At 66.5% G+C, this 23,950-nt stretch carries 20 protein-coding genes and 3 pseudogenes; 11 read left to right on the forward strand and 12 right to left on the reverse strand.

The annotated features are described in order from the left end of the window. The first annotated feature begins 226 nt into the window (after positions 1-226). The gene (locus E1284_RS09850; protein WP_131938716.1) at positions 227-988 is read left to right on the forward strand and encodes a hypothetical protein; all 762 of its coding nucleotides are present in this window, start codon (positions 227-229) and stop codon (positions 986-988) included. A gap of 52 nt (positions 989-1,040) precedes the next feature. Here the strand turns inward: E1284_RS09850 and E1284_RS09855 are convergent, their stop codons facing one another. Both E1284_RS09855 and E1284_RS09860 read right to left on the reverse strand, forming a co-directional pair. Next, positions 1,041-1,583, reverse strand: coding sequence for an integrase core domain-containing protein (locus E1284_RS09855; protein WP_207923663.1), 543 nt, complete (start codon positions 1,581-1,583; stop codon positions 1,041-1,043). Positions 1,584-1,606: 23 nt separating this feature from the next. Next, positions 1,607-1,969, reverse strand: coding sequence for a hypothetical protein (locus E1284_RS09860; protein WP_131938717.1), 363 nt, complete (start codon positions 1,967-1,969; stop codon positions 1,607-1,609). A 678-nt stretch (positions 1,970-2,647) separates the two neighbouring features. Between E1284_RS09860 and E1284_RS09865 the strand changes: the two genes are divergently transcribed. From E1284_RS09865 to E1284_RS09875, 3 genes are read left to right on the forward strand one after another with little or no spacing between them, the layout of a single operon-like run. Continuing rightward, complete coding sequence (locus E1284_RS09865; protein WP_131938718.1) at positions 2,648-4,660, forward strand: hypothetical protein; 2,013 nt, start codon at positions 2,648-2,650, stop codon at positions 4,658-4,660. Further along, the gene (locus E1284_RS09870) at positions 4,657-5,127 is read left to right on the forward strand and encodes a RipA family octameric membrane protein (protein WP_131938719.1); all 471 of its coding nucleotides are present in this window, start codon (positions 4,657-4,659) and stop codon (positions 5,125-5,127) included. The genes E1284_RS09865 and E1284_RS09870 overlap by 4 nt, the downstream gene beginning before the upstream one ends. Next, positions 5,124-5,426, forward strand: coding sequence for a DUF7701 domain-containing protein (locus E1284_RS09875; protein ID WP_131938720.1), 303 nt, complete (start codon positions 5,124-5,126; stop codon positions 5,424-5,426). The genes E1284_RS09870 and E1284_RS09875 overlap by 4 nt, the downstream gene beginning before the upstream one ends. Positions 5,427-5,715: 289 nt before the next feature. Here E1284_RS09875 and E1284_RS42440 read toward each other — a convergent pair whose 3' ends face one another. Beyond that, positions 5,716-6,039 carry an integrase core domain-containing protein gene (locus E1284_RS42440; RefSeq protein WP_207923664.1) on the reverse strand — a complete coding sequence of 108 codons (324 nt, stop codon included), beginning with the start codon at positions 6,037-6,039 and terminating at the stop codon, positions 5,716-5,718. Next, positions 6,006-6,554, reverse strand: a complete 549-nt coding sequence (locus E1284_RS42445) for a helix-turn-helix domain-containing protein (RefSeq protein WP_207923665.1) — start codon at positions 6,552-6,554, stop codon at positions 6,006-6,008. Before E1284_RS42445 ends, E1284_RS42440 begins: the two co-directional genes overlap by 34 nt. A 153-nt stretch (positions 6,555-6,707) precedes the next feature. On the opposite strand from E1284_RS42445, the gene E1284_RS41335 reads away from it, so the two are divergent. The 4 genes from E1284_RS41335 to E1284_RS09895 all read left to right on the forward strand — a co-directional run bounded on the left by E1284_RS41335 (position 6,708) and on the right by E1284_RS09895 (position 10,075). Continuing rightward, complete coding sequence (locus tag E1284_RS41335) at positions 6,708-6,938, forward strand: hypothetical protein (protein ID WP_165965198.1); 231 nt, start codon at positions 6,708-6,710, stop codon at positions 6,936-6,938. A gap of 121 nt (positions 6,939-7,059) precedes the next feature. After that, positions 7,060-7,446 (forward strand): integrase core domain-containing protein, encoded by a 387-nt coding sequence (locus E1284_RS09885; RefSeq protein ID WP_207923666.1) that lies wholly within the window; start codon positions 7,060-7,062, stop codon positions 7,444-7,446. A 661-nt stretch (positions 7,447-8,107) separates the two neighbouring features. Then, positions 8,108-9,076: a hypothetical protein gene (locus tag E1284_RS09890; RefSeq protein WP_131938721.1), complete on the forward strand. Its 969-nt coding sequence runs from the start codon at positions 8,108-8,110 to the stop codon at positions 9,074-9,076. A 51-nt stretch (positions 9,077-9,127) separates the two neighbouring features. After that, positions 9,128-10,075 (forward strand): hypothetical protein, encoded by a 948-nt coding sequence (locus E1284_RS09895; RefSeq protein ID WP_131938722.1) that lies wholly within the window; start codon positions 9,128-9,130, stop codon positions 10,073-10,075. A 459-nt stretch (positions 10,076-10,534) separates the two neighbouring features. Here E1284_RS09895 and E1284_RS43985 read toward each other — a convergent pair whose 3' ends face one another. Next, positions 10,535-10,849, reverse strand: coding sequence for an Arm DNA-binding domain-containing protein (locus E1284_RS43985; RefSeq protein ID WP_424923480.1), 315 nt, complete (start codon positions 10,847-10,849; stop codon positions 10,535-10,537). 535 nt (positions 10,850-11,384) lie between these two features. Between E1284_RS43985 and E1284_RS41340 the strand changes: the two genes are divergently transcribed. Beyond that, positions 11,385-12,341, forward strand: a complete 957-nt coding sequence (locus tag E1284_RS41340; protein ID WP_165965202.1) for a GIY-YIG nuclease family protein — start codon at positions 11,385-11,387, stop codon at positions 12,339-12,341. A gap of 276 nt (positions 12,342-12,617) precedes the next feature. On the opposite strand, the gene E1284_RS09910 is transcribed toward E1284_RS41340, so the two are convergent. Next, complete coding sequence (locus E1284_RS09910; RefSeq protein ID WP_131938725.1) at positions 12,618-13,442, reverse strand: hypothetical protein; 825 nt, start codon at positions 13,440-13,442, stop codon at positions 12,618-12,620. 550 nt (positions 13,443-13,992) lie between these two features. Here E1284_RS09910 and E1284_RS09915 point away from each other — a divergent pair. Beyond that, positions 13,993-14,853: a PIN domain-containing protein gene (locus E1284_RS09915; RefSeq protein ID WP_131938726.1), complete on the forward strand. Its 861-nt coding sequence runs from the start codon at positions 13,993-13,995 to the stop codon at positions 14,851-14,853. 323 nt (positions 14,854-15,176) lie between these two features. Here the strand turns inward: E1284_RS09915 and E1284_RS42450 are convergent. Both E1284_RS42450 and E1284_RS09920 read right to left on the reverse strand, forming a co-directional pair. Beyond that, a pseudogene (locus E1284_RS42450) lies at positions 15,177-15,287 on the reverse strand (sulfite exporter TauE/SafE family protein); the annotation flags it as partial. A 129-nt stretch (positions 15,288-15,416) separates the two neighbouring features. Next, positions 15,417-16,220: pseudogene (locus E1284_RS09920) on the reverse strand (tyrosine-type recombinase/integrase); the annotation flags it as partial. 590 nt (positions 16,221-16,810) lie between these two features. Here E1284_RS09920 and E1284_RS09925 point away from each other — a divergent pair. Further along, the gene (locus E1284_RS09925; protein WP_131938728.1) at positions 16,811-17,350 is read left to right on the forward strand and encodes a hypothetical protein; all 540 of its coding nucleotides are present in this window, start codon (positions 16,811-16,813) and stop codon (positions 17,348-17,350) included. 339 nt (positions 17,351-17,689) lie between these two features. On the opposite strand, the gene E1284_RS09930 is transcribed toward E1284_RS09925, so the two are convergent. The 4 genes and pseudogenes from E1284_RS09930 to E1284_RS09940 all read right to left on the reverse strand — a co-directional run bounded on the left by E1284_RS09930 (position 17,690) and on the right by E1284_RS09940 (position 22,900). Continuing rightward, a complete protein-coding gene (locus tag E1284_RS09930; protein WP_243714375.1) occupies positions 17,690-20,590 on the reverse strand; it encodes a helix-turn-helix transcriptional regulator in 2,901 nt (966 codons plus the stop codon). 741 nt (positions 20,591-21,331) lie between these two features. Further along, positions 21,332-21,919: pseudogene (locus tag E1284_RS43990) on the reverse strand (AAA family ATPase); the annotation flags it as partial. Between the two features lie 69 nt (positions 21,920-21,988). Next, positions 21,989-22,354 (reverse strand): hypothetical protein, encoded by a 366-nt coding sequence (locus E1284_RS09935; protein ID WP_131938730.1) that lies wholly within the window; start codon positions 22,352-22,354, stop codon positions 21,989-21,991. Positions 22,355-22,708: 354 nt separating this feature from the next. Next, complete coding sequence (locus E1284_RS09940; protein ID WP_131938731.1) at positions 22,709-22,900, reverse strand: hypothetical protein; 192 nt, start codon at positions 22,898-22,900, stop codon at positions 22,709-22,711. Positions 22,901-23,950: the final 1,050 nt, after the last annotated feature.

Here is a 23,950-nt window from a genome sequence, read left to right on the forward strand (position 1 = left end):
ATGACCGGCGGGTGAGTGTTTCGCGCCAATGAGCAGATGTGATCACCACCTGAGGCACGCACCGGAACCTGCTATGCCATCGAACCAACGGCTGGCAGGGTGCCCCACCAGCGGCTCTCCGGCGTTGATCACTTCTGTCCAACGCGGGTTTCGCTCACTCCCTCACTGGCCGCTGCCCGGTTCCATCGAGCTCACCAGCAAGAACCGAACCGACACGGGAGCCACGATGACGAGCATCTCCATCCCCACCTGCCACGGCTGCGACCAGCTGACCACCCGCAGCACCCAGCAGGCCCGCCGCCCACGAATCGCCATCGCACGGAGCAACAACGGCCACCGCACCCTCTGGCCTTCGCTACGGACGCTCGCAACTCAACTCCGCGCCATCTTCGGCACCTGCGGCGCGAACAACCGGCCCAGCCGACAGGCGCCTCCTCATGACAACACCAGCAGCAAGGCGAACATTCTGGCCCGAGCCTTCGGACACCCCGACGGAGCCGGCTTCATCGGCCCAGGCGCCGACGCTCTCCTCCGCGGCCTGTTCACCGAGGCGCTCGCCAGCCAATCCGAGGTCGCACAGGTCATCACGACGCGCACCGACCTCGACCGCCTATTCGGTGACGCCTTCGACGAATCTTCGGCCAGCGCCCATGCCCCTCGCCTGCACATCATGGACAGCCTTGAGGACGCCATCGAGCACCTCGAACTCGAAGCCGAGATGGTCAAAATGATCAGCGCAAGCAGCGCCGCGTCCAGCAACGCCCCCGCGTTCGTCTGGCTCGCCACCCCGGGTCCAGACGCCGACGTCGTCCACGAAACCCTCCGTCACTGGCCCGACAAGAACCTCCTGGCACTCCTGTCTGGCCCATGGCCCTACGGCCCAACCCACCTGATCGAGCAGACCGGGCCCCGCCCTCGACCCAACAGCCCACTCCCTCTACCGACACCGCAGGAAGCGATCAAGCGACTCACCACCGGGCGCCGATAGCTCACAAAGTCCGGACATGCCGACGAGCGGATGTTCCAGACCGGTCGCGTGTTTAACAGAGTTTGCAGTAGTCGGGGCAGTCGGTTGAGGGCACGCCCTTGCCATACATGGCGCCCACGATGTCCTGAACGTCCTCTCTTCGGATGTTCAGGTGGGCGATCTGGTCTGGTTCGGTGATCGGTGGAGGCAGCGGCTTCAGCGGGCGGGCGTTGGCGATGCCCTGATGCGGGCGATGCTCGTTGTAGAAGGTCTCGACCTCGCGGAGGGCGTGGAGCAGGTGCCGCTGGTTCCAGATCAGAGTCCGGTCGAGGAGTTCGCGGCGGCAGGTCTGCACCCACCGTTCCATCACCGCGTTCATCCTCGGCATCCGTACCCCGGTCAGCACCGTCTGGATGCCAGCATCGGCCAGGACGGCGTCGAACAGGTCGGGGAACTTGCCGTCGCGGTCGCGGATCAGGAACCGTGTCCGGCAGCAGGCGTCTTCTAGGTCCATGACCAGGTTCCGGACCGCCTGGGCCACCCAAGCCGCGTTCGGGTGGGCGGTGGCGCCCAGAACCCGGATGCGCCGGGTGTGGTGCTCGATGACTGCGAACACGTACATGCGGGCGCCGGTGAGGGTTACGGTCTCCAGGAAGTCACACGCCAGCAGCACTTCGGCTTGGGAGCGCAGGAATCCGGTCCAGGTGGTGAGGGCACGCTCGGGCGCCGGATCGACGTCGGCGTCGTTGAGACCTCGTCCGGGCCGGCGGCCGAGCCGATGATCCTTCCCAAGGTCGCCTCGTCGGGATCGAGCGGCGGGAACTGTGACACGTCTTTGAAGGCGTCGCTGCCGACGTCGGTGACCTGACTCCGATAGAGGATGATGTGGTCCTTGCCGGGGATGATGTGCTGATCGCCATGGTCAAAGCCGCCGAGGAGCTGCTCGATCTGCTCGCCGCGGCGCAGTGCTCCGCTCGCAAAAGACGGGGTCAGATGCCGCATTCAGGGTCTCCGTTCGTCGTCGGGCAGGCACCCCGCATCGACGCGGCCAGCCAGATGAATCATGACGCCTTCGGGATCCATTCCAAGGCAGCCGCCTGCCCACAGCACAAGCGCTGTCCTCCACGCCTACGACGCCAGCGGCCTCAAAGTCACTCGCACCTCCGCCCCACGAACTCCCAATGTCCTGGGCGTGGCCGTCCCACGCACTGACCGTGCTGGCCGCGGAGGCGACACTAGCCACTCCAGCTCCGCAACACCGAACTGCGGGTCGCGACGCTCCGTGTTATCAGCCAGGCCGTCCTCACCGACGTCAGTCATCCTGCGTCCCGGCGGTATCTGGCCATGCCACCAGCATGCGCCCGCCCAACAGCCAATTTTCCCTGGTTAGCGAGGACGGCGCATTCCTGGCTTCCAACTGCTTTCATCCTGTCCGTGAAAAGACTGGCTTCTAGGTGAGCTGAAAGGGAGTTTTCCCAGGTAGTGACGCGTTCAGCAGTATGGCCGATTCTGGCCTGGGGGTGGCCGCAAAGCCAGTAGGTGGTTCACCTTTAGAGAGCCGCAGTGGCTCCCCTGGCGACGTCGTTCACCGTCGCACGGGCATGTGCGGAAAGCGTGTCCATAAGGTCGCCGGAACTTGCAGGCTCCAGGCGTTCCGCGTCCGCGATCGGGAGGAGCCCGATGAGTCGACAGAACGACATCGAAAATCCTCTCGAGGGAAGCGGAGCCCTGGTGCCGACGCCGCCCGCAGAGGGGGAGCGGCGGGGACGCTTGCTGCGCAGGGGGCTTGTGTACGGCAGTGTTATCTGCCTGCTGCTCGTCCTCTCGGCAGCGGGGATCCTCACTGCTCCCGAACCGGACCGGCCTGGTCCCTCCGAAGACCGGTTGATCCTCGATGGCAGGGCGGTGCGGGCTGGGCGGCCCTCTCCCGACCGTGTGGTCACCAGCCGACCCGTGTCGATCAGCAAGAGCGCGCCCGAGAACCGCTGCAGCCAATCGGCCCGCGGGTGGACGAAGAGCGCGGGCACCGACGATCTGCTCGTCGTCATCGACCGCTGCACGCCGTTTGCCTGGGCTGCATACGTTCAGCACCTGATGCTCGACGGCGCACGTGAGAACAGCCGCGTGCAATTGCGGTCTCTGCCAGGAATGCATGGCGCGACGATGGTCCAGGTGGTACTTGCCGCGCCCGAGCGGCTGAGCAGTGTCAGGGCGTACACCTCCGTGCTGTGGCGCAAGGGCCAATACGTGGCACGGGTACGAACGGGGTCCCGGTCATCGACACCGCCGCCTCTCACGCCCGACGTTATGCGTCTGGTGCACGAACAGAACGCGAAGCTGCCCGGCACTCCAGGGCCTGGGCTGCGGTCCGTCGACACCAGCGCCGACAGCGCCTTCCTGAGGTCGACAGAGAGATGGATTGTTCCGGGTGCACTGTTCTTCTACGCGGTAGCGAGCCTGATCGGCTGGGGCCGCGACCGGTCGGCGCGGCAGAGAGCGGATGGGTGGCCACCCAGCCTGCCGGGGGTGCGCGCGGTGGAGGTGACACAGCGCGCACGACGGCTGGCCACGGGTTCCGGTATCCAGCGCTGGATCGTCACAGTGTTCTTCTTCGCCACGTTCGCGACGGTCGCGAACAACATTCTGTTGGGCGTGGTCCTCAGTGTCCTGGGCTCCTACGGCCTCAAGCTCGGGCGCCTCTACCGTCCGGGCCGCGAGGATGTATGGGGCAGGCAGGCGCAGGCCAAACTCCTGACGGGCAAGCGCTCGTCCCAGGCGATGGGGCTCGCGATAGCCGCAGCGCTCCTGCTGGCGGTGAGCATGATCGGGTTGCTGATCATCCCGCCGCTGGTCGTCCAGTTCGCCCGAGCGGGATATGTCGAGTCGTTCTGGCGCTGGAACCCCGTCATCGTCGCCGACAGCGGCGGGCTGGAACGCCTGGTCCGTGTGGTTCCGGTGCCGATCACGCTGGGTTGGCTGGCGGTCGCCGCCTTCGCCCTCTTCCAGGTGAACGAATGGTCGTTCCTCGCCGCGCGCCGCCGCTCTACTCTGACCGTCGAAGAGAGACAGAACAGAGACCCTCGTCCCCCGATCGTGTACCTGCGGAACTTCGCCGACGACAGGCTCACCATCCGCACCGCGCCGCTCACCCGGCTCAGTTTCCTGGAGAAGCTCAGCCTGCGGCAGCGGGAGTCGTTCGAGGAGGTCATCGTCCGCTATCTCCAGGCCTACGGACCGGTGATCGCTGTCAGCGACCCGGACCGGCCCAGCACCGTTCTGGGCGCTGCTCATGTGGTCCTGCCCCACGATGGCTGGAAGAAGACGGTGGCGGGCTACATCGAACGGAGCGCTCTCGTCGTCGTAGGGGCCACGCCGATCGGCGCGACGGACGGACTCCACTTTGAACTCGGCACCATAGCCCGCAGCGGAGCCCTCGACCGCACGCTGCTGCTGCTCGCGCCGCGCGGGCTGGCCGAACGGTTGCGGGGGTGGCGGCGGTTCCGCCGCAGCGCCGCGGCGTTCGGCATCCCGGAACAACTGGAAGACCAGGCGGGCCGGCTCCTAGTGGTCCGACACGGCGCCGATGGCTGGACGGCCTACCACGCCGACCGCCGAACCGACTGGTCGTACGCGGTCGCGCTGGCTCAGTCCGCCGATGACATCCTTCTCCCACAGGCCGGTGGTCAGCGGTGACCGCGCCTTCCGATCCTCACCCGTCTTTACTCGAGCTCTACAAACTCGCCGTCGAGATGGCGGACCGGGTCTCGGCCCGGCGCGGGCTGTCCAACTCCTTCTTCTTGACCGTCCAGACCGCCTTCATCGCCGCGACCGGGGTCACCGGGAGCAGCATCGCCAAGTCGCTGTGGACGTCCCTAGTATTCGGGCTCGCGGGTGTCACCTTGTCGTTGGCCTGGTGGGTGCAGCTCCATAGCTACCGCCGACTGAACGGCGCCAAGTTCGCGGTCATCAACGCCCTCGAGAGGCAGCTCCCGGCCCAGATATTCACTGACGAGTGGACGGTGCTCCAGCAGACTGCTCAAGGTCCGCGGCGATCGCGCTACGCCGAACTCGGGTTCAGTGAACGGATGGTGCCGCTGGTCTTCCTGGTGCTGCACCTGCTGCTTCTCGCGGCCCGGCTCGTGGGAAAGTACCTGTCGTGAGCTACATCGACGATATCGCCGACCTGGTGCGCGGCTGCCTCCCCTCTGAGGCCCTCCCACCCGAGGATGCAGCGGCATTGTTCCTGATCTACGCACTCCTCGTCCGCGCCAAAGGCCAGGCGACCACAGCGGAGGATGTCCACGACGCCTGGTCCGCATGGATGGCCACCGTCAACCCCGAACACGACGCGCTGCTCCCCTTCGACGAACTGAGCGTCGAGGCGCGCGCTCAAGACGCCGCGTACGTCCGCGCGATCCACGACGCCGCCCTGAGGCTGGAGAAGAGAGGACACCTTTGACCTCGTCTGAGGCTCGGCCAGCTGTCGGCCAGGCCAAACTTTAGTATTTGAGAAGCTTACGTACTGGAAGCGCAACTCGTCGGAGTCTCGCCTGTGCTGGTCCGAGAGACACCTGAGGGGAGACCAGGTGCCTGTCCTGGCTTTCCGCCCCCGGAGCAGCGCCTTGGTTCGGTATCGACTGCGATACTGCCGCTAGCCGCAGGAATCGCATGCGATTCCGCAAGGTCGAAAGGCGGCATGAAAAGAAGCAGGCCAAGGTTGCACTTGCCGAAAATTACGTCCGCGCAGGTCAAGCGGCATGTTCGTACTCGTTGAGGATTCCGCCCAGCCGTTGCGTTCTTCGGATGTTCAGGTGGGCGATCTGGTTCGGTTCGGTGATCGCTGGAGGCAGCGGCTTCAAGGGGCGTGCGTTGGCGATGCCTTGGTGAGGTCGATGCTCGTTGTAGAAGGTCTCGAACTCGCGGAGGGCGTGGAGCAGGTGCCGCTGGTTCCAGACCAACGTGCGGTCCAGGAGTTCACGGCGGCAGGTCTGCACCCGCCGCTCCATCACCGCGTTCATCCTCGGCATCCGCACCCCGGTCAACACCACCCGGATGCCGGCATCGGCCAGCACCGCATCGAAGACCTCAGGGAATTTGCCGTCCCGATCAGGATCAGAAACCGTGCCCGGCAGCCCACGTCCTCCAGATCCATGACCAGGTTCCGCGCCGCCTGGGTCACCCACGATGCGGTCGGGTGGGCGGTGGCGCCCAGAACGCGGATGCGGCAGGTGTGGTGCTCGATGACCGCCAGCACGTACATCCGCGCACCCGTGAGCGTGACAGTCTCCAGGAAGTCACACGCCAGCAGCGCCTCGGTCTGGGAACGTAGGAAGCTGGCCCAGGTGGTGGCGGAACGCTCGGGCGCCGGGTCGATGCCAGCGTCGTTGAGGATCTCCCAGACGGTAGAGGCCGCGACCTTGACGCCGAGCACCAGCAACTCGCCGTGCACCCGCCGGTAGCCCCAGCCCGGGTTCTCCCGCACCAAGCGCAGTACCAGCAGCCGGATGGAGCGGACGGTCGGCGGGCGGCCCGGCCTCGTGGGTCTGGATCGGGCGGCGTGCTGGCCCGCGATCAGGTCCAACAGCACAACCGCCCATCATCCAGGGGCGAGGGCGATGTCGTGGCCTGTCCCACGACGGTTCCCGACCCTGCGTCGCAACCCGCCGGACATTACGGCTCTCACCTGCACGGACGTACTTTTCGGCAAGCACAACGTTCCATCCGCACGCTGGTGCTGCGCATGGGCCACGAGAACCCGAGCTGGGGGTACAGGCGGGTGCACGGCGAGCTGCTGGTCCTCGGGGTGAAGGTCGGCGCCTCCACGGTGTGGGAGATCCTCAAGGACGCCGGGATCGACCCGGCACCCCAATGCGCATCCGGCACATGGGCGTCGTTGCTGCGGTCCCAAGGCGACGCCCTGTCGGCTTGCGACTTCCTGGAGACCGTCACCCTGACTGGGGCGCGCATGTAGTGCTGGCCGTGATCGAGCACCGCACCCGCCGGATCCGCGTCCTGTGCGCGACCGCCCATCCAACGGCCGCGTGGGTGACGCAGACCGCAAGGAACCTGGTCATGGACCTGGAGGACGCCGGGTGCCGGGCGCGGTGGGCTGGTCCGGGACCGCGACGGCAAGTTCCCTGAGCTGTTTCGACGCGGTCCTGGCCGACGCAGGCATCAAGATGGTGCTCACCGGGGTGCGAATGCCACGGATGAACTCAATCATGGAACGTTGGGTGCAGACCTGCCGCCGCGAACTGCTGGACCGGGCCCTGATCTGGAACCAGCGCCACCTGCTCCACACGCTGCGCGAGTTCGAGACCTTCTACAACGAGCACCGGCCGCACCGGGGCATTTCCAACGCCCGCCCGTGCACTCCGCTGCCTCCACCGATCACTGCCCCCGACCAGATCGCCGATCTGAACGTACGAAGACACCAACGTCTCGGTGGAATCCTCAACCAGTACCAGCATGCCGCCTGACCTGCATGGATGGGGTTTTCGGCATGAGCAAGGTCGGACTCCATGTGTTGGAAAAGGCGGCCACATCGCCGAAGAGGCGGAGCCGACGGGCAGCGCGTGGTTCGGCGGACTCGGACATCTCCAGCGGAACCGCGTCGCCGGCTTGCGTACAGGCGATCGGCCCGCTCGCGCAACCCCGCGGACGCCCGCTCCTGAAAGTCCTCGTAGGACGCCTGGACTCGCCTGATCCTCTTCACGCCGCTCGATCTCAGACCCGGGCGATGGCGCAGCTGGCGAACCCGCCGCACAGGGGGCCGCCCCCGCAAGGACGTTCGCGCCGTCGGCGGCGTCACGTGACGATCCGGACGTGTTGGCCCCGCCCGTCGTCGACCAGATCCGCAGCCTCCACGCCTACAGCGACAACGAGATCTCATCCAGCTCTAAAGGCGGCCGGAGCGCCAACCGTCGAGTCCCGCCGGCGAGAGGCTCCGAACGCCCGAAAGCCTTTGACGCTCTCGAGCGTCGGCACGACAATGAACCATGACACCGTACTCGAGGAGAGCGGCTTGCCATTCTCTGTTCCGCGCCGGCGCTGACACCGACCGGATCGATCACGAGTGCCGACCGGCGATGCCAGCGAGCAGCGCAGGGCCGTCCGGCCGCAATAGGCCTTTATCTTACAATGGTCACATATCGCCCGCTGTGGCTGCCGCCGCTGGTCACTGTCTTGTCCTCCAACTTGAGGGCCCTCTCGTGGGCCGGCCTGGTGATCGCGGTCGTGTGCGTGCTTGCCTTCCTGATCCTCTACCTGACCGGGTGGCGCGCCTGCGTCGGGCTCCTTCGTCTGGACGGAAGCGGCGGCACACCCGGCCCGGACGACCTCACCGAAAAGATCACGGTCTCCGGCAAGGCGATGCACGCGCTGACCGCGATTGACTACGGTGTGTCGCCCGGTAGCCCCTTGGAGGGAGAACTGCACCGACGCTGGAGACAGTCCGAGAACCTCCATTCTGCCTACCTGCCCCGCCGGCACCGGGCGAGTCACTGTCGGGTCAACGCGGGCGGCGTCGGTTCGTGGGAAGCACCGAGGCGATTGCCGGTGATCGCCGACTGCGTCGCCCAGACGCTCGAACCGATCACAGCGGCCCCCCATCTCAAGACCGGCCACTCTCTCACCGGTATCGGGGGAGCATCGGCCCTGCGGCGAGATCCTGATCCCGAGGCGTTCCGGCCGGGGTCGGGCCTCTCCATCTGGAAGCGCGCTGACGCGATATGGGCGCTGGTGATCACAACACTGATCGCCGCCGTCAGGGGCTTGGTCGTTCAGGAGGCGCCGTGGGGATCACGTTGGACGACAGTTCCCGCGTCGGGGATTGCGGCCCATCCGACAGCGGCCCAGGCTGTCGACGCGGCGACTCAGCCGGACCGTCCGGTACCTGGACTCAAAGCCGCAGGCCAGGTGATGTTCCTGTCTGCCGTCATCACACGGATTCACCCTCATATCCCCGGAGGCCGCCTTCGCAGCGGCTATGATGGTCGCCATCACCTGCACCGTGCCGCGATCGAAAGCCGCCGAATAAGCCGCAGAAGACGAGGGCGGAGCACAATGAGCTCGTTGACGGTGAGAACAGCCCCAATCGGACGCCGGTAGGCGGTCATGAGATCGTCCGTCGGAAAACGTGTTCAGTTCGTGGCGTCACTGATGAGGTACTACACAATAGTCACCTCGACCTGTTTCTTCGGCGAGTGGGCCCTACTGTTCGTACTGGGGGTGTTCGGATGGTCTGGCGTCGACGAGGTCGCAGACGGAACGTTCACCTGGGCAGGACTGGCCGCTTTGCTGGGTTGGATCCTGGTTCCGATCAGGCGCCGCCTTTCCCGTCTCGGGCGCCGACTCGCGACCGAAATCCTGTTGTCGCCGAGCCAGCTCGGCGACGCCGACTATGTGCTGTATCTCCGGCCGTTCGACGCAGACCGCCGCAACTACCGCCTGCCGAAGGCGAAATATGGCATCACGTACGTCGACCCGGGGACGGGCCAAGTGGAATCACAGATCACCGTCGAACGTCATGATCTCACGCTAGAGGAGGAGTTGGCCAGCATATTCAAGCGCTTCGGCAGGCCGATCGCCGTCGGACGCCCGGGGGAGAAGGTTCCCCTTCCAGGAGCCGATCGGATGTACCTTCCTCGCGATGGCTGGAAGCCGGTCGTGAGTGAACTCATCCGCGGTGCCCGGCTCGTGATCATCGTCGGGGCGACGACCGAAAGCATCCTGTGGGAACTGATTGAGGCAAGACGTCTGCTTCCGCTTCCTCGGCTTGTCATCCTGGCGCACGGCGACGAAAGCTCCTATGAACTATTCCGGACCGCGGTCCGGAACGAATTCGGTCGACATATCGCTCGACAGGGAGTAGATTTTCCGGCGGCACCTGAGCTTCCGGACCCTCCGCCACCGGACCACAGGGATTCCCAGGGGTTCTGGAATTCATTCAGCAGCGCGCTCTGGGGAGCGGTTCGTTTCGAGTTCGACGGTACGCCCCATTTCTTCAGGTTTGATGACAAGCGTGACCTGAAGTGGGGTTCATGGCCGTTCATCGGGGATCTCACCGACGAACTCTCGCAACTTCGCCGCCGGAAGCCTGAGGAGTGAAGGCCTGAGCCGATGATCAGACGGGCCGGTGGTGAACGACGGCTTGCCGCCCGGCTCGCCCCCACCGAGAGCGGCACCTGCACACTCCGACGGGTCGGTTATCGGGACCGGCCACGCGATCGTCGCCTCGGCACCGAGCCGACCAGGGCCGGCGCCAGGATACCGGTGAACAGCCAGCCGCCTTTCCTGGCTCCGTGGTAGGACGGCCGCCGTTGCGCTGTCGAAGGGCAGACGGAACCTCTTGGCGGGGGCACTGCGGACGCTGACCTGTCGGCGATATCGGAGGCAGTGTCTGTGCTGCGCCGCGAGATCGACGAAGGAATGCCATGGGAGAGAACCGGAAAGGCGCTAACGCCTCGATCTTCCGCAGACGCGACGCCGCTGTGACCGGCGCCGACTGCGAGCACGCCACGGTGTCCATGCTCGCCCTGCATCTCCTCCGGTCCTGCCCGGCGTTCATTAACACCCATCTCCTCCCGACGGTCCTGTGTCCAGCCAACGCTGCAGCCACTGGGCCACCGTGAGCGGACTCCCGGCCGAGCCACGCAACCGCACCAACGCCGCTTCTGCGGACTTACGGGTCCGGAAACCGCCACGGCGGACACGTCGACGGCGACCATCCGTCCCGGTCCCCAACTCCAGTCGCAGGTACCAGCTGCCGTGGCTGCGCTCGGCCGCCAACCGCGGGCACCTACTGCCCAACGCCCAGCCGCCGCCCGGATCCTCACAGCCGCATCGCCGGTACACACCACCGGCACTCCTCGCTCTTCTCATGAGGTCAGGGTGGGCGGCCTGCCGATGCCTCGACCATCACGGACGGCGACAGACTGGTCTACCGAGCACGACAGCACCGCCTCGGGCTAGGGATCCCATCCCACCTACACAACCTCGTCCCGATCCGCACGATTCGGTAGGCGGGACCCACGGGTTTCGTCGACTGGGCCGCCAGCCAGCCACTGGAGCACTCGATCGGGTTCAACATGGCCGGCGACCTCTGCGCCGTGACCTTCGCGCCACCCGAGCATGTGCGAAGTGCGCGACACTCCGACTATCAGCCGCGGCCAGACATATTGGTGCCCAAGCTGACCGGCCCGGTGGCCGAAGGGGATGCAGATCATCATCCGACGCGAACGCACCCACGCCGGTGCCCAACTGCGCTTCAGACCTTGACTGCCGCGTTCACCTCTGGTTCAAGGGAAGGACGGCGGAACGTCGGAGAGGGCAGGAGACTGTCCGACCCACTACGCAGGTCCATCAAGAACGCATCCAACCTCACTTGCCGACTCCGACCTCCCTGAAGGAGACAGCATTGACAAGTCATACGGTTGGTTTTGTCTACGTCCTCAGCAATGGCGCGATGCCGGGGATCGTCAAGGTCGGCATGACCACCAAGCTTTCTGAGGACCGCGCGAAGCAGCTCCAAGAAACGGGCGTCCCTCTCCCCTTCGATGTGGAGTTTCGTTGTGCAACTTCGCATCCCAGAGCTGTCGAAGCAGAGGCCCACGCCCGGCTGGCTTACTGCCGGGTTGCCCCTAATCGGGAATTCTTCAAATGCCCTCCGTCGCTGGCCATAGAGGCGGTCAAGGCCGCCCTGCTGGAGACTTCCAGCCTCCCCGCCTGGAATGTCGATCACCAGCACTATGTCAAGCGTGGTGATCGCATCGCGGTTACCATGAAGGCCGACGACCTCTTCGTTGTCCTGTCCTATCCGAGCCTCTTCGCGCAGCAAGCTGAGCCAATCGACTTCTGGCAGGCGCATAGCGACGGCGATCTTTTGGAGCTGATGGGTGCGGATGACCCCGGTCATGTTGCTGGGTTCAGTGACGATGACCCCGGCGGCGAGGCAGACCCTGTTCCGTTCCTCGACCGTGCAGGCACAACGCCCAACGGTGCCATCAACGGTCGCGAACGCCTGATGTCCGGTGAACGCCTCCTATGGCTTCGGTCAGCGCCTGACGGCCAGTTCTGCGCCAGCGCGATGTTCGAGATGCACAGCCACTGTCAGGCCATAAGCCGCACCTGGGACGTGAAGCTGACTCCGGATGGTTTTCCCCTTCTGCTGAACATTCCAACCTTTGAGGAACTGCCTCCAAGTTTTGTCCGCACAGTCCGGGCAGCGATGCAGATGGGCATCCCGCGCAACTGGGCGCCGCGCAACCCAGATCCGGCAGATGGATGGGCGACAGTAGCCAATGATCCTCAACCTCCCGAATACTGGCTCACCCAACTAGAGCCTCCGAAACGCCACCGCAGGAGCCAAAAGTAACCGACACCATCGTGGGATGCTGGGGCTGAGCGGAGTGCCTGCAGGTGATCACAAGGTTCATGCGAGGAGCCGAACCGTTCACCTCAGGAACTGGGGTCGAGCTTCACCGGCACGTCGCCGAACTGGGCGCACAGGTCGAGACGTTGACGGTCAGCCAGGCGGAGGGGTCCGACACCCTAGCCAGCTAGCCCACACCCGGGGGTCGCCCTCGGACCCACCCTCGATGCGGACCGTGGGGCCGATGGCTGCGGCTGAACCTCGGCCGTTGAAGAGAGGTCAGGCGTATGGGGTTCGGCGTGCCTGGTAGAGCCGGAAGCCTTCCTCGACCATCCACATGGCGGCGAAGGTGGTCCAGTACAAATTGCTGATGTTGCCGGTGACCCGGGTCATCGCCATGTCCCGGCCCCGCACGGTGGCGCGGGCCATGACTTCCTTATCCAGCAGGCCCAGCGTGCCATACTCGTCGCCGTGGGCCAGCGAGCTACAGCCGCTCCAGACCACCTCGGCCAGATCGGCGCCGATTCCGGCAAGGTCGCCGGCTTCGCGGACGATGAGACTGTAAGTCGGCGCCTGCTTCAGCTTCTGGTGAGCCTCATCCACCGTGATGCCAAGGGCGGCGACGAGTAGGTCGTTCACCCGCGTGAGCGCCTCCTCTTTCGTTCTGGTCGCTGGCTGGTTCACCAGCTCCCGCATGCGGTAGGAGCCCCTGACCTCCTTGCGCTGGAGCGCGAGACGGCGGGTCACCCGGGTGGGCCGGTCCTTGGGACCGAGCAGCCACACCGCGCGGGCGCCGTTCTCGATCGCACCGCGCACCAAGGAGGACTGGGCGTGGGTCTGGATGCGGGCTTCGATGCAGCCGTTGACGGGCGGGCCGAAGACCGAGGTTCGAAGGCACTCGAGGTGGTCGGTGGCGACCGTGAGGGCGTGCCAGGCGTAGCCGGACAGCTCGAACGGGTGGGTCTTGGCGTCGTCACCGGCCAGCGGGCTGCGAGCGGCCACGTTGGAGGCGTTGGGGTCCGCGCCCGTCTGCTCGCCTCGTTGCTGGGCTTTTTCGAGCAGGGTGCCGAGTTTGCGCAAGTCCCGCTCTTCGTCGGTATCCACAGAAAGTAACCGTACGGAGGTCAAGACCAGCACAGCGACCCATTTACCGTCCAAGTGGGATCCGGCGTGGACTGCCCCTTCAGTCGCGCGGTAGGCCTCACCGGAGCCGGGTTTTTCGACCTCGCGAGGCCACGGTCCCGACCGCCCATGGTCCCCGGTAGTGAGGGCAGGGGTTCCCATCTGCGGGAACGGTTCTCCGATCATGGAGCCCTAGCCATGACGTGGCCAGGGGCCACCCGGGACCCGGCCGGAGAACGGGTCCGGGGAACCGCACCGCTGCCGCCGGAACCGGTCTGGGAACCCGGCACCCGGATCGTGCACAGCCGGGCTCTACCCGCCTCGCCTGTCGAGGATCGTTCTCGTCGTGCTAGCACCGCAGCGCGGCAGCGTTTGCGCAGGTCGCTTCTCCCGCTTCCGGAGAAGTTGGTGGCCATCTCGGGCAACTGCTGGGCGCCCGGCAACCCGGTTACGCCGTTCCACCGGCATCGCAGCCACCGGCTCCACGCAAAAGAGATGACGTTAAGTTCGTCGGCCTGCCAGGGTCGCTGCCATGTATGTGAGTCTTCTGCCGGGGGCAACCTCGGACGATCTTCTCGACCGGCTGGGCAAGGTCCGCACCAGCCTGGAGAACCTGTCGAACGGGCACCACTCCTCGGCCAACGACCGCCGCAACGACTACATCCGGTGGGTCAGCGAGTCGGTCGCCCAGCTGCGGCACATCCTGCCGCCCGAGGAGCTCGACCGGCTCCTCATGACACCAACGTTCTGGCACATCCACACGATCGACGCCGTCGACCTCAACGTGAACACCGAGACCATCAAGGTCGAGCTCGACTTCCGCAGCCGCGAGCTCGAACTCATCCACAAGACGCTTAAGGCCCAGAAGGAACGCTGGGCGACACCGCGGATCGTCATCCCGGACAGCTCGATGTTCTGCGAGCACGTCGACAAGCTGGAGGAGTGGGACCTCGCGGTTCCCCTGCGGCTGGCCGAGCGCGAGCCCCTGCACATCGCAATCCCGCTCGTGGTGGTCGAGGAGTTGGACCGCCTCAAGGAGAGCAGCAAGAAGCACACCCGCTGGCGCGCCGGGTATACCACGGCGGTCATCAACCGGGTGCTGCCGGACTCCGACGAGACCGGCGTCCTGCGGGAAGCGGGCTACGCACCCGGCCGCGGCACGATCACCCTCGAAGTCCTGATGGACCGGCCCGGCCACGTCCGCCGGGCGAATGAGGACGCCGAGATCGTCGACCAGGCATTCGCCGTCAATGGGCTGGCGGGGCAGGCCGTGACGGTGCTGACCTACGACACGGGCCAGACCAGGCAGGCTCGGGTCCGGGGGCTGGACGTCCTGAACCTGCAGACCGAACCTGCCGAGGCAGAGCCGCCTCGCGAGGCGAAGGGAAGGTAGCTCCGCCGGGCGCCGCCCCGCTAGCAAAGGGGGCGGCGCCGAGGCCTCGGACGATCACTGCGACGGCGTAGAGCCGGCGTTTTGCCCCGGGCTGCCCAGGGCGGGTGCCCTTGACGTCAGGCGCCAGGTCGGTCCGTGCTTCGTTCGCGGGGCGGCCACGTCCCGAGGGTGGGAGTTGTGGTGCACGGGGTTCCCTCCGCCGGGCCGCCGGAAGCGTCGATTCCTGCGCTTCAGAAGGACGGCTGCCACGGCCCTGAGTTCGGAGGCGGAGGCCGCTCAGCCGGTGGGGGTGACGAGTACGGCGGCGCCCATCACCGTGAGGTCAGCGGCCAGTCGATGGCGACGTCCGCGAGGTATCCGGCCAGCCCGGCGGAGGACTTCCTCGCGATGACCAGGAGGGACGTGCCGACCGCGGCGGGGACGGTACGACCACCAGTAGGCGCGACCCGATGATCCCACGGACACCTGTACATGGTCGCTGGCGGAACATGTCCGCTCGTTGTCTGCTCGGCGGTTCCGAACCGGACTGGCACGGAGCGGAATGTGGCGGGATCGTGCGACCGGATCGGCGGGATGTCTTGCTCGGCGATCAACCGCTGGAACTGATGCGTCAACCACCCCGGCGACACCGGCTCACCGTTGAGATTGGTGAACACATAACCGCTGTCGCGGTACCCCTCACCGAACGCCTCCTGCTCGGCCCGCTGCCGACTCCGGTGCACCCGCAACGCTGCCATAGTGGTGCGGTCCAGCGCGATCACCCGGTTGCTGTGCGGCGTCTTGGGCGCGCACACGGTCAGTCGACCGTTCCTGCGCTGCACCTGCCGGCAGATCACCGCGGTTCCTCCGTCAAGGTCGACCTCACACCATCGCAATCCGGCCGCCTCGCCGCGCCGCAGCCCGCGCAGCGCGATCAGGTGGTAGACGGCGTACAGCCGATGGCTGCGGATGCCGTTGAGGAACTGCGCGGTCTGCGCGACCGTCCACACCGCCACGCTCGGGCGCTCCCCCGTCCGCCGCCACTGCTCGACCCGGCCCGCAGTCCACACCACCGCACGCGGCCGCCGCGCCGGGGCAAGGACCACCAGCGACGCCGGGTTCTCCTCGATCAACCCCGCCCGCAGCGCGGCATTCAACGCCGCACGCAACGTCGCCCGAATCCGGTGCAGCGTCGCCGCCGTAACCGGCCGCCCCCGCTGTTCGTGGTCGTGCGCGATCGTGGCCAGCATCCGCTCCACATGCCCGACCGACACCTCCGCCACCAGCAGATCACCCAGCAACGGCTCCAGATAACGCTCCACGTGATCGGCATAACCGGCAACCGTCGACGCCGCACCCGGATGGTTCGCCAACCACCGCCCAGCCACTCCGCCACCGTCAACGCACTGCCCGTCGGCCCACGCAACCGACGCAACTCCTCCTCAGCCGCCTTCCGGGTGGGAAACCCGCCCCGCCGGACCCGCCGACGGATCCCGCCCGGACCGCTGCCCAGCTCCAGCCGCAGATACCAGCTCCCATGGCTCCGCTGCATCGCCAGCCGAGGGCATCTGCCACCCACCGCCCGGCCCGAAACCCGATCTTCACACCCACACCGGCGATACACGCCACCGGCACCACGAACACGTCCCATCCGACCATCGTGCGCTCCACCGCAACACCCCGGGCGAGACAACACCACCTCGACCAAGCCAGATGTCACCAACGCCACCCGCTACGTCCATTCCTGCACGACAGCCTTGAATCTCGTCACAGAAACCAGGGCACCTCAGTCACGCCCTCATCAGCCGCGGACCTCGCCAGGGCCTCGGCCGAGGACGCACTACAGGGCCGCCTCGACTCTGCCACGCGACAGCCCACCTCCTAGGTGGCCGTGTACGACGAACTGCTGCAGCGGGCCGATCACTCTTGGAACGAAGTTCAGCGCAGGTTCCGGAGGTGACAGGAGATCATGGGCGCCATGACGGATGCCATCCTCGCGCCGCTGCTGATGCCTACCGGCCCCGGCCAGAGCGACCTTCTGATCCACTTCTGCGGCCGCCGACCGAACTCAAAGTTCACCCCTGACGTCCCCCCCGAGATCAAGGAGATGACTCCTCAACAGCGCCTCGATGCCATCCTCACGAACCAGACGCTGCTTGGTTTCACCCCCTTTCGCGCCCACGGACCGGCCGTGTGTCTGTCGGAAAGCCCCGGCGACCACCTGGTTCACATGCTCCGCGACCGGGGGATGGCACCTTGGGGTGTACTGCTGCGCCGCGCGGACGTCATCGCCGCTGGAGGCGGTGGCATCGCCTACCCGCCCGAGGCGGTCCACGACCAATGGCCACCAGAGATCAAGATCTGGGGCAACCCCATCCGCAACGACGGCCAAGCCATCATGGACTTCAGCTGGGAGCGCGAATGGCGGATCCCCTCGCCAAACGGGGCATGGGGATTTCAGCCTCATGCGGTGGCCGCAGTCCTCGTCGGCGACCCGGCCTGGGAACCCACTCCCTAGCCACCGATTGGATCGACGGCAGCACAGGCGAGCCCGTCCCGGATCCTGCGTTCACTATCGGCGGAGCACACCCGTGGCACCACTACCCCGCAGCTTGGGCCAATGCCGATCATCTCTACTGGGACGGAGCCACTCTGCGATCACTCCCATAGGGCCCGTTCAGTGGCCATGGCGATGACTGGACCTCGTTCTCCCCACATGCCCATTCTGCGCGCGAGCGGCAAGTCCATACCGTCTCGAACGCTGCGCGGAACCGACGTTTCGGTGACTGACCCACTGAATCATCGAGATGATCGACTTGATAACCGAGGGCTAAGTCGCGAGCCGGTACGCCCACACCTATCCTGTGCGGTTCATAGCGGTCGCGACGCCGACCCGCGAGGACACGCCGATCTTGGCGAAGACGCGCGACAGGTGCGTCTCGACCGTCCGGACGCTGAGGTAGAGCCGCTCGGCGATCTGCTGATTGCCGAGGCCCTCGGCGACCAGCAGCGCAATCTCGTGCTCGCGCGGCGACAGCCCGAACGGCAGGTCCGGCCTGCCCTTGGCGCCGCCCGCGGCCGTCCCGGCGGAGGGCACCCGGACGCCGAGGCGGCGCTGCTCGCGGGCGACCTGGGCGTGCAGCCCCTTCATCCCGCAGGACCCGAAGACCTCCGCTGCGGCGCGCAGCCGCTCGCGGGCCGCGGTGCGGTCGCCGGCGGCGGCGTGCGCGAGCCCGGCGGCCAGTTCGGCGCGCCCGGCCTCGGGCCGCCGGCCCGCCTTGGCGAGCAGGGCGGCCGCCTCCGCCGCCAGCGCGGCCGACGCGGCCGGGTCGGCGGCGCGCAGCACGTGCGCGCGGGTCAGCCGGGCCAGGCCGACGTCTCCGGCCAGCGCCGGGTTGGCGATCGCCTCGGCGATGTCGGCCCAGTTCGCGGCGCTGGCCGCGTCGTCCTGGCCAGCGCGGGCACCCGCGAGCGCCTCGGCGCAGATGCCGAGCGTGCCGAAGTCCAGGCCGCCGGTGTCGTCGCCGCACGCGGCGATCAGCGCAGTGGCGCCCTCCTCCAGCCGGCCCTCGTTGACCACCGCGATGGCGCGGGCGACGTGCGCCATGTGCGTCCACCACTCGCCCGAGCCGGTGTCGTTGGCGACGGCCTCGTCCCCGGCCCGCACCGCCCGCTCGTGGTCGCCCATCCAGGACGCGGTCAGGCACTGCTGGATCAGCCCGTAGGCCAGCACCTCCTGCGAGCCCAGGTCACGGCCGACCGCGGCGGCCTCGTCGGCGACCGCGGCGGCCTCCTCCAGCCGCCCCACCTGCGCCAGCACGCGGGACTGCCCGGCCAGGAAGTAGCCGAGCACGAACGTCTGCCCCGTCCGGCGGGCGATCGCCACCAGCCGCTCGGCGTGCCGCAGCGCCTCGTCGTACATGCCGAGGAAGCACTCGGCGAACACCAGCCAGGCGAAGCAGTCCAGGCAGTCGGCGAAGTCGGTGTCGGACGCCGCCGAGAACAGCCGGTCGGCGGTCTGCGCGTAGGCGATCGCCTCCTCGACTTCGCCACACGCATAGGCCACGATCGGGCGCATCGCCGCGACGGCCACGGTCAGTCCCGGCCCCCAGCCAGGATCGCTGTCGGGAATGGATTGTAGAATCGCATCGGCTCCGCGGGTGTCGAACCGCTGGAACCTGTCGGAGATGAGTCGAAGTCGTAGGAGCATCGCCTCGGGGGTCTGCCGGTCGGTGATGCGGCGCAGCTCGTCCAGCACCAGGGCGCGGGCCTCGTGGATGCGGCCGAGTTGCCGCTCCATGATCGCGTACAACCGCAACGTCCGCGCACGGTAGGTGGTGTCGTCGGGCGGTAGCAGCCCGAGCAGGGTGCGGGCGGTCTCGCGGCCCTCCTCGGCGTGGCCGCTGACGGCCTGCATGAAGGTCAGTTCGACCAGCAGCTCGACGCGGTCGGGGTAGGCGCCGCCGGGGGTGTCGGGCATCAGGTCGAGCGCGGCCCGCAGCCAGTACGCGGCGGTGCCGGGCGCCTGCGGCGCGACGACGCGGGCGGCCTCCACCAGCGTCCGGATCGCCTCGGCGTCGCCGAACCGCGCCGACCGCACCACGTGGTGGGCGCGCACCGCCGCCGGGGCGCCCAAGTCGGCCAGCCGCGCCGCCACCCGCGAGTGCGCCGCGATCCGCCAGCCCGCCGCCGTCGAGGCGTAGGCGACGTGCCGCACCAGGGGGTGCCGGAACCGGAACCGGCCGCCCGACGCGGCCCGCACCACGTCATGGGCGGTCAGCACGTCCAGCGCGGCGAGCGCCTCACCCGGCTCCATCTCCGCGGCCACCGCCGCCAGCTCGGGCTCGAACACGTCCGCCGCCACCGCGGCGCCCCGCGCCATCCGCAGCGCGTCCGGCGGCAGCGCGCTCAGCTCCACCTGCAAAGCCGCCCGCACCGCCGGCGGCACCTCGGTCAGGTTCGCGACGCCCTTCTCCCAGTGCCGGTCCAGGCCGTTTCCGGCCACCGGCGCCGTGCCGCCCGCCATCTTGGCCAGCGCCTCCAGGTAGAACGGGTTGCCGCCGCTGGCCTTGAACAGCGCCTCGCACCGCGACCGGCTGATGTCGGGCCCGAGGAACTCGCGCACCTCGCCCTCGGACAGCGGGTCGACCGTGACCCGCACGCCCTGCGGGCCGGCCGCGTCCACCAGCGCCATCAGCCGCGGCGACGCCTGCGCCGGCCGGTAGGCGACCGCGACCAGCACCCGGGCGCGCGGCGGATGCCGGACGAGATGGTCCAGCAGCTCGATCGTCGCGTCGTCGGCCCAGTGCAGGTCGTCCAAGATCAGCACCAACCCGGACGGCTCGGCCAGCTCCTCCAGCAGATGCCGGACGGTCCGGTGCAGCTGGTACCGCGCGACCTGCGACTCCGGCGAGGCGAACGGCGGCTCGCCGGTCAGGTCGGCCAGCGCGGGGAACACCTGGCCGAGCAGCCGCCGCGCCCCCGCCGGCAGGCCCAGGGTGTGCTCATCGAGCCGGTCGTCGAGCGCGTCGACCACCGCGCCGAACGGCATCTCCTGCTCGAACTCGGCCGCATGCCCGGCCACGAACGGCAGCTTGCGCGCGACCGCCCGGTCGGCCAGCTCGTTCAGCAGCCGCGTCTTACCGGCACCGGGCTCCCCGACCACCGCCAGGAACCGGTAGCCGCCCGCGGCCGCGTCCAGGACGCGCTCGATCTCTCGCAGCGCGTCCCGTCTCCCAACCAGCGGGGCACTCGACATGCCTTCGGCCGCCCAGCGGTTTATTACATCGGCTTTGTCCCTAGGTGACACGTCTACTGGCATCACAGCCGAATCTGCGGGGGCCGCTGACTTGCCGTGATCTGAAGAAGGTGACTTCTGGCCGGCTACCCGAGGGACGTAGGCATCAGCGTGGCGGCCTGTCACCTCTCTCCAATCCACGCGACTGGCGACATAAGCGGCACAACGTACTAGAGAATGCCGGAATTGAAACTGACCACGGGCGGTGGGCCGGATGAGGTCAAATCTGGCCAAGTCCTCTAGAGTTCGCCGTGTTGCATCACGGGTCGTCCCGGCAAGCGCCGCAACCTGCGACACTCGAAACTCCTGACCGACCTTAGCGGCAGACCACATTACATCGAGCATCGTATGGGGAAGTGCACTGAATTCAAGAGTCAGCAAAGCTGCCAACTCTAGAGGCAATTCCGCCTTCCAAGGAGAATGAACGATTGATTCTATGAATTCTGCCACATCTTCACGGCCTTGAGCCATGCGCCCCAAGGCTTCCAGATACAACGGGTTCCCCCCACTGGCCTCGAACAGCCGGGAGTGCCGAGAAATGACCCCATCATCTTCCAAGTACATCAGGAAGGCCATGGCCTGCTCGCGCGTCAGCGGGGGAAGCCGAATATGCATCCCTGAGGTATTTGCGACCGATACCATGGCTTCAACCTGCGGAGACGCCTGTCGTGGCCTGTACGCAACTGCAAGCAGCACTCCACCCCTCGGCGGATGACTCGCCAAGTGGGTCAGGAAATCGACCGTCATTTCATCGGCCCAATGCAGATCATCCAGTATGAGCACCAGCCCGGAGGGGGCGGCCATCTCCTCCAGCAAGTTCTTGAACTCTCGGTACAGAACGTGCTCCTGGACTGGCAAGGCACGCCTGGCCAGGCCTTTAACCGCCTCTGCTGGCAGGGATTCAGGAACAATACTGGAAGCCAGACTAGGAAGCGCCATCGCGAGTGTCTCTCGCGTTCGCCGGGGCAACTTAGGAAGCAATGTTGCCACCCAGCCGTCAACCATGTCGACCACTGGACCCAAACTACCGGATCCCTGCTCGAACGCTTCTGCTCGACCTGTCAGAACCAATCGATTTTGAGACCCCCTGTTAGCCAGAGCCTTTAGAAGGCGGGTCTTACCGACTCCCGGATCGCCGGCAATCGTCAAGAACGCGAAGCCACCTTGACTCGTGGCTTCCAAGAGTTCTTCGAACATATCGAGTGTTTTTCCGTGGCCTATCAGCGGCAGGCGCCCGAATGGCAGTGCCGCGTGTTTACCGTCCGCGATGGCGGCACCTCCCGATCGCATTTTGCGTCTGGTGCGCTTTCCTGGCGGACCAGGCAGGGGAACGCAGCCATTCGCTTCTGCTAAGGTGACTCACCGGTCAACGTTCGTCTCGTTGATGCGGCGCCACGCGGTCACCCATCGACGCTGATCTTCGCTACTGCCACCGCACGCCGCAATAAAAGCCCTGAGGTAGAACTGATTCGCGGCAAACGGCTGAGTTGTCGGTGTATTCGAATCTCCCGCCAGGCCGCGCTCTCGGTGGGCCTTGAAGAGCCTTCTATGGATGGTGGCGTGCGAAAAGACTCCATTGGAACGGTCAGCCAGTTTGCGCGTGCTCAGACATCCCGCCCATTTCCAGTACTTCACCGCCCAGTCGTCCAGTTCCTCGAAAGACCGTGGCCGACTCTCCCCCTTGAGAGGATCAGGTTTGCAGTCATGACCGTCAACGTCCTCCACAGCTGGTTGTTGGGGGTCGCGGGCGGATTCGAATCGTTGCTCACCCGATGGAGGACGAGGCGGTGGCACCGAATGGGGCTGTGGCCTGCTCGGCCGCCGTCTGACAGCAGCTTCGTTGTGCGCCGCTTCCATGATCAGCAGGAGCGGTGCCGGCGTTCCGGCCTGCTGCAGTGTCGCACAAGCTTCTTGCCATTTTGGCAGCGGCGCATGCGGGTCTACGAGCTGGCGAAGGGCTGAGAGTATCCGCGGAGGGAGACTGTTCGCACGTCTATCGATGCGGTCGCGAACGACATGGCCGACGAGTTCCTCGAACGACGCGCCTGTCGGTGGGGTGTTCATCGACATAGGCCACGCTCACGACCGACGCTGCTGGGTCGAGGCCGCAGCAAGTTGCCCCAGAGACGCGCCGATCGCCAAGGTCACGATCGTCGCGAGGACCCCAGTGGCGCCTTGAAGCAGATATGCCAGGCCACCGCCAGCATTGATCACGTGCGCTACGGGGACCGGCCAGGTCGGTGGGTTATCCAGTTGCAGTGTCAGCTTCATCTTGCCTTCCGCTCGGTCTTGGGATCCATGCCCGGACGTCCGCGTTCGCAGCGTTCGTCAACCCGGTCTCCCACAACAGGGCCAAGCGAGGCTGGCGTCCAGTACAGATCGTTGCCTAAGCACGGTGATGGCGGAAGGTTCGATCCAGAATTTTACGTACCAACACACGTACATCCACCTGGCCGTTGTAAGAAGACGTTTCAAGTTGTATTAGTCTGTATCTGGCTGTAACAATGCTCGGCGACCGAGCAGAAGCAGTTGCGCAGTCTGCACGATGTCACGGCTCCGTCCGATCCGGCATCTTGGATGCAGGCCGTTCATATGCCTCACCCGGTCTTGGGATCCGGCAACAGCATGACAACGGCGATGGCGGGAAGACCCGGACTCCCACCCGGGTCTTCCACCCGGGTCTTCCGCCTAATGCACCCCCTCCACCTGTCTCATGGAGTTCCTCGTTCGTCGATCCCCACCCCAGTGCGAGAGCCTGGCGACGGCGCCGCATCAGGGCTGATGCGTTCCCGGATGGCAAGACGATCGGCCGGTGACCTGCAGTCCTCGCTAGGCTAAGCAGCCTCGCACCTATACTTCGGCTGGTGATTTGGAGCTCGTAGGCGGCGCTAACGTGGACTGCTTGTGGCCCACACGGCCTCTGCCGTTGCCTCGGCCTCAGCCCGAAGTTTGCTGCGAAACGCCGGAGCCGACCTCCATGACTCGGGCCTGCGCTGCAGGGAACCTGCGGGGCGCGAACCCTGCAATTACCGAAACTCCGTCTGTACGGGTCAGGCGAGGCTGCCGCCGGGTAAGCTACGTGATCACCAACAGCCATGGCGGCTCGTTGTCGGCTCGACGGTTCTGAAACGAATCGGCATGCAGCGACATTGGACGGCAAGGAAATCGGGCGGAACACGGACGATTCGGCATACAATGACACTGTGAGACCCGTTCCGACACGACGATTTCGGACTTTTAATCCGGAGGTTGCGCAACCCAGCCTCGCCGCAGGAGGACACAGACATATCGGATGATCGCTTCCGATGATGCCTCCTTGCC

Source organism: Actinomadura bangladeshensis (genome assembly GCF_004348335.1).
Lineage (GTDB): Bacteria > Actinomycetota > Actinomycetes > Streptosporangiales > Streptosporangiaceae > Spirillospora > Spirillospora bangladeshensis.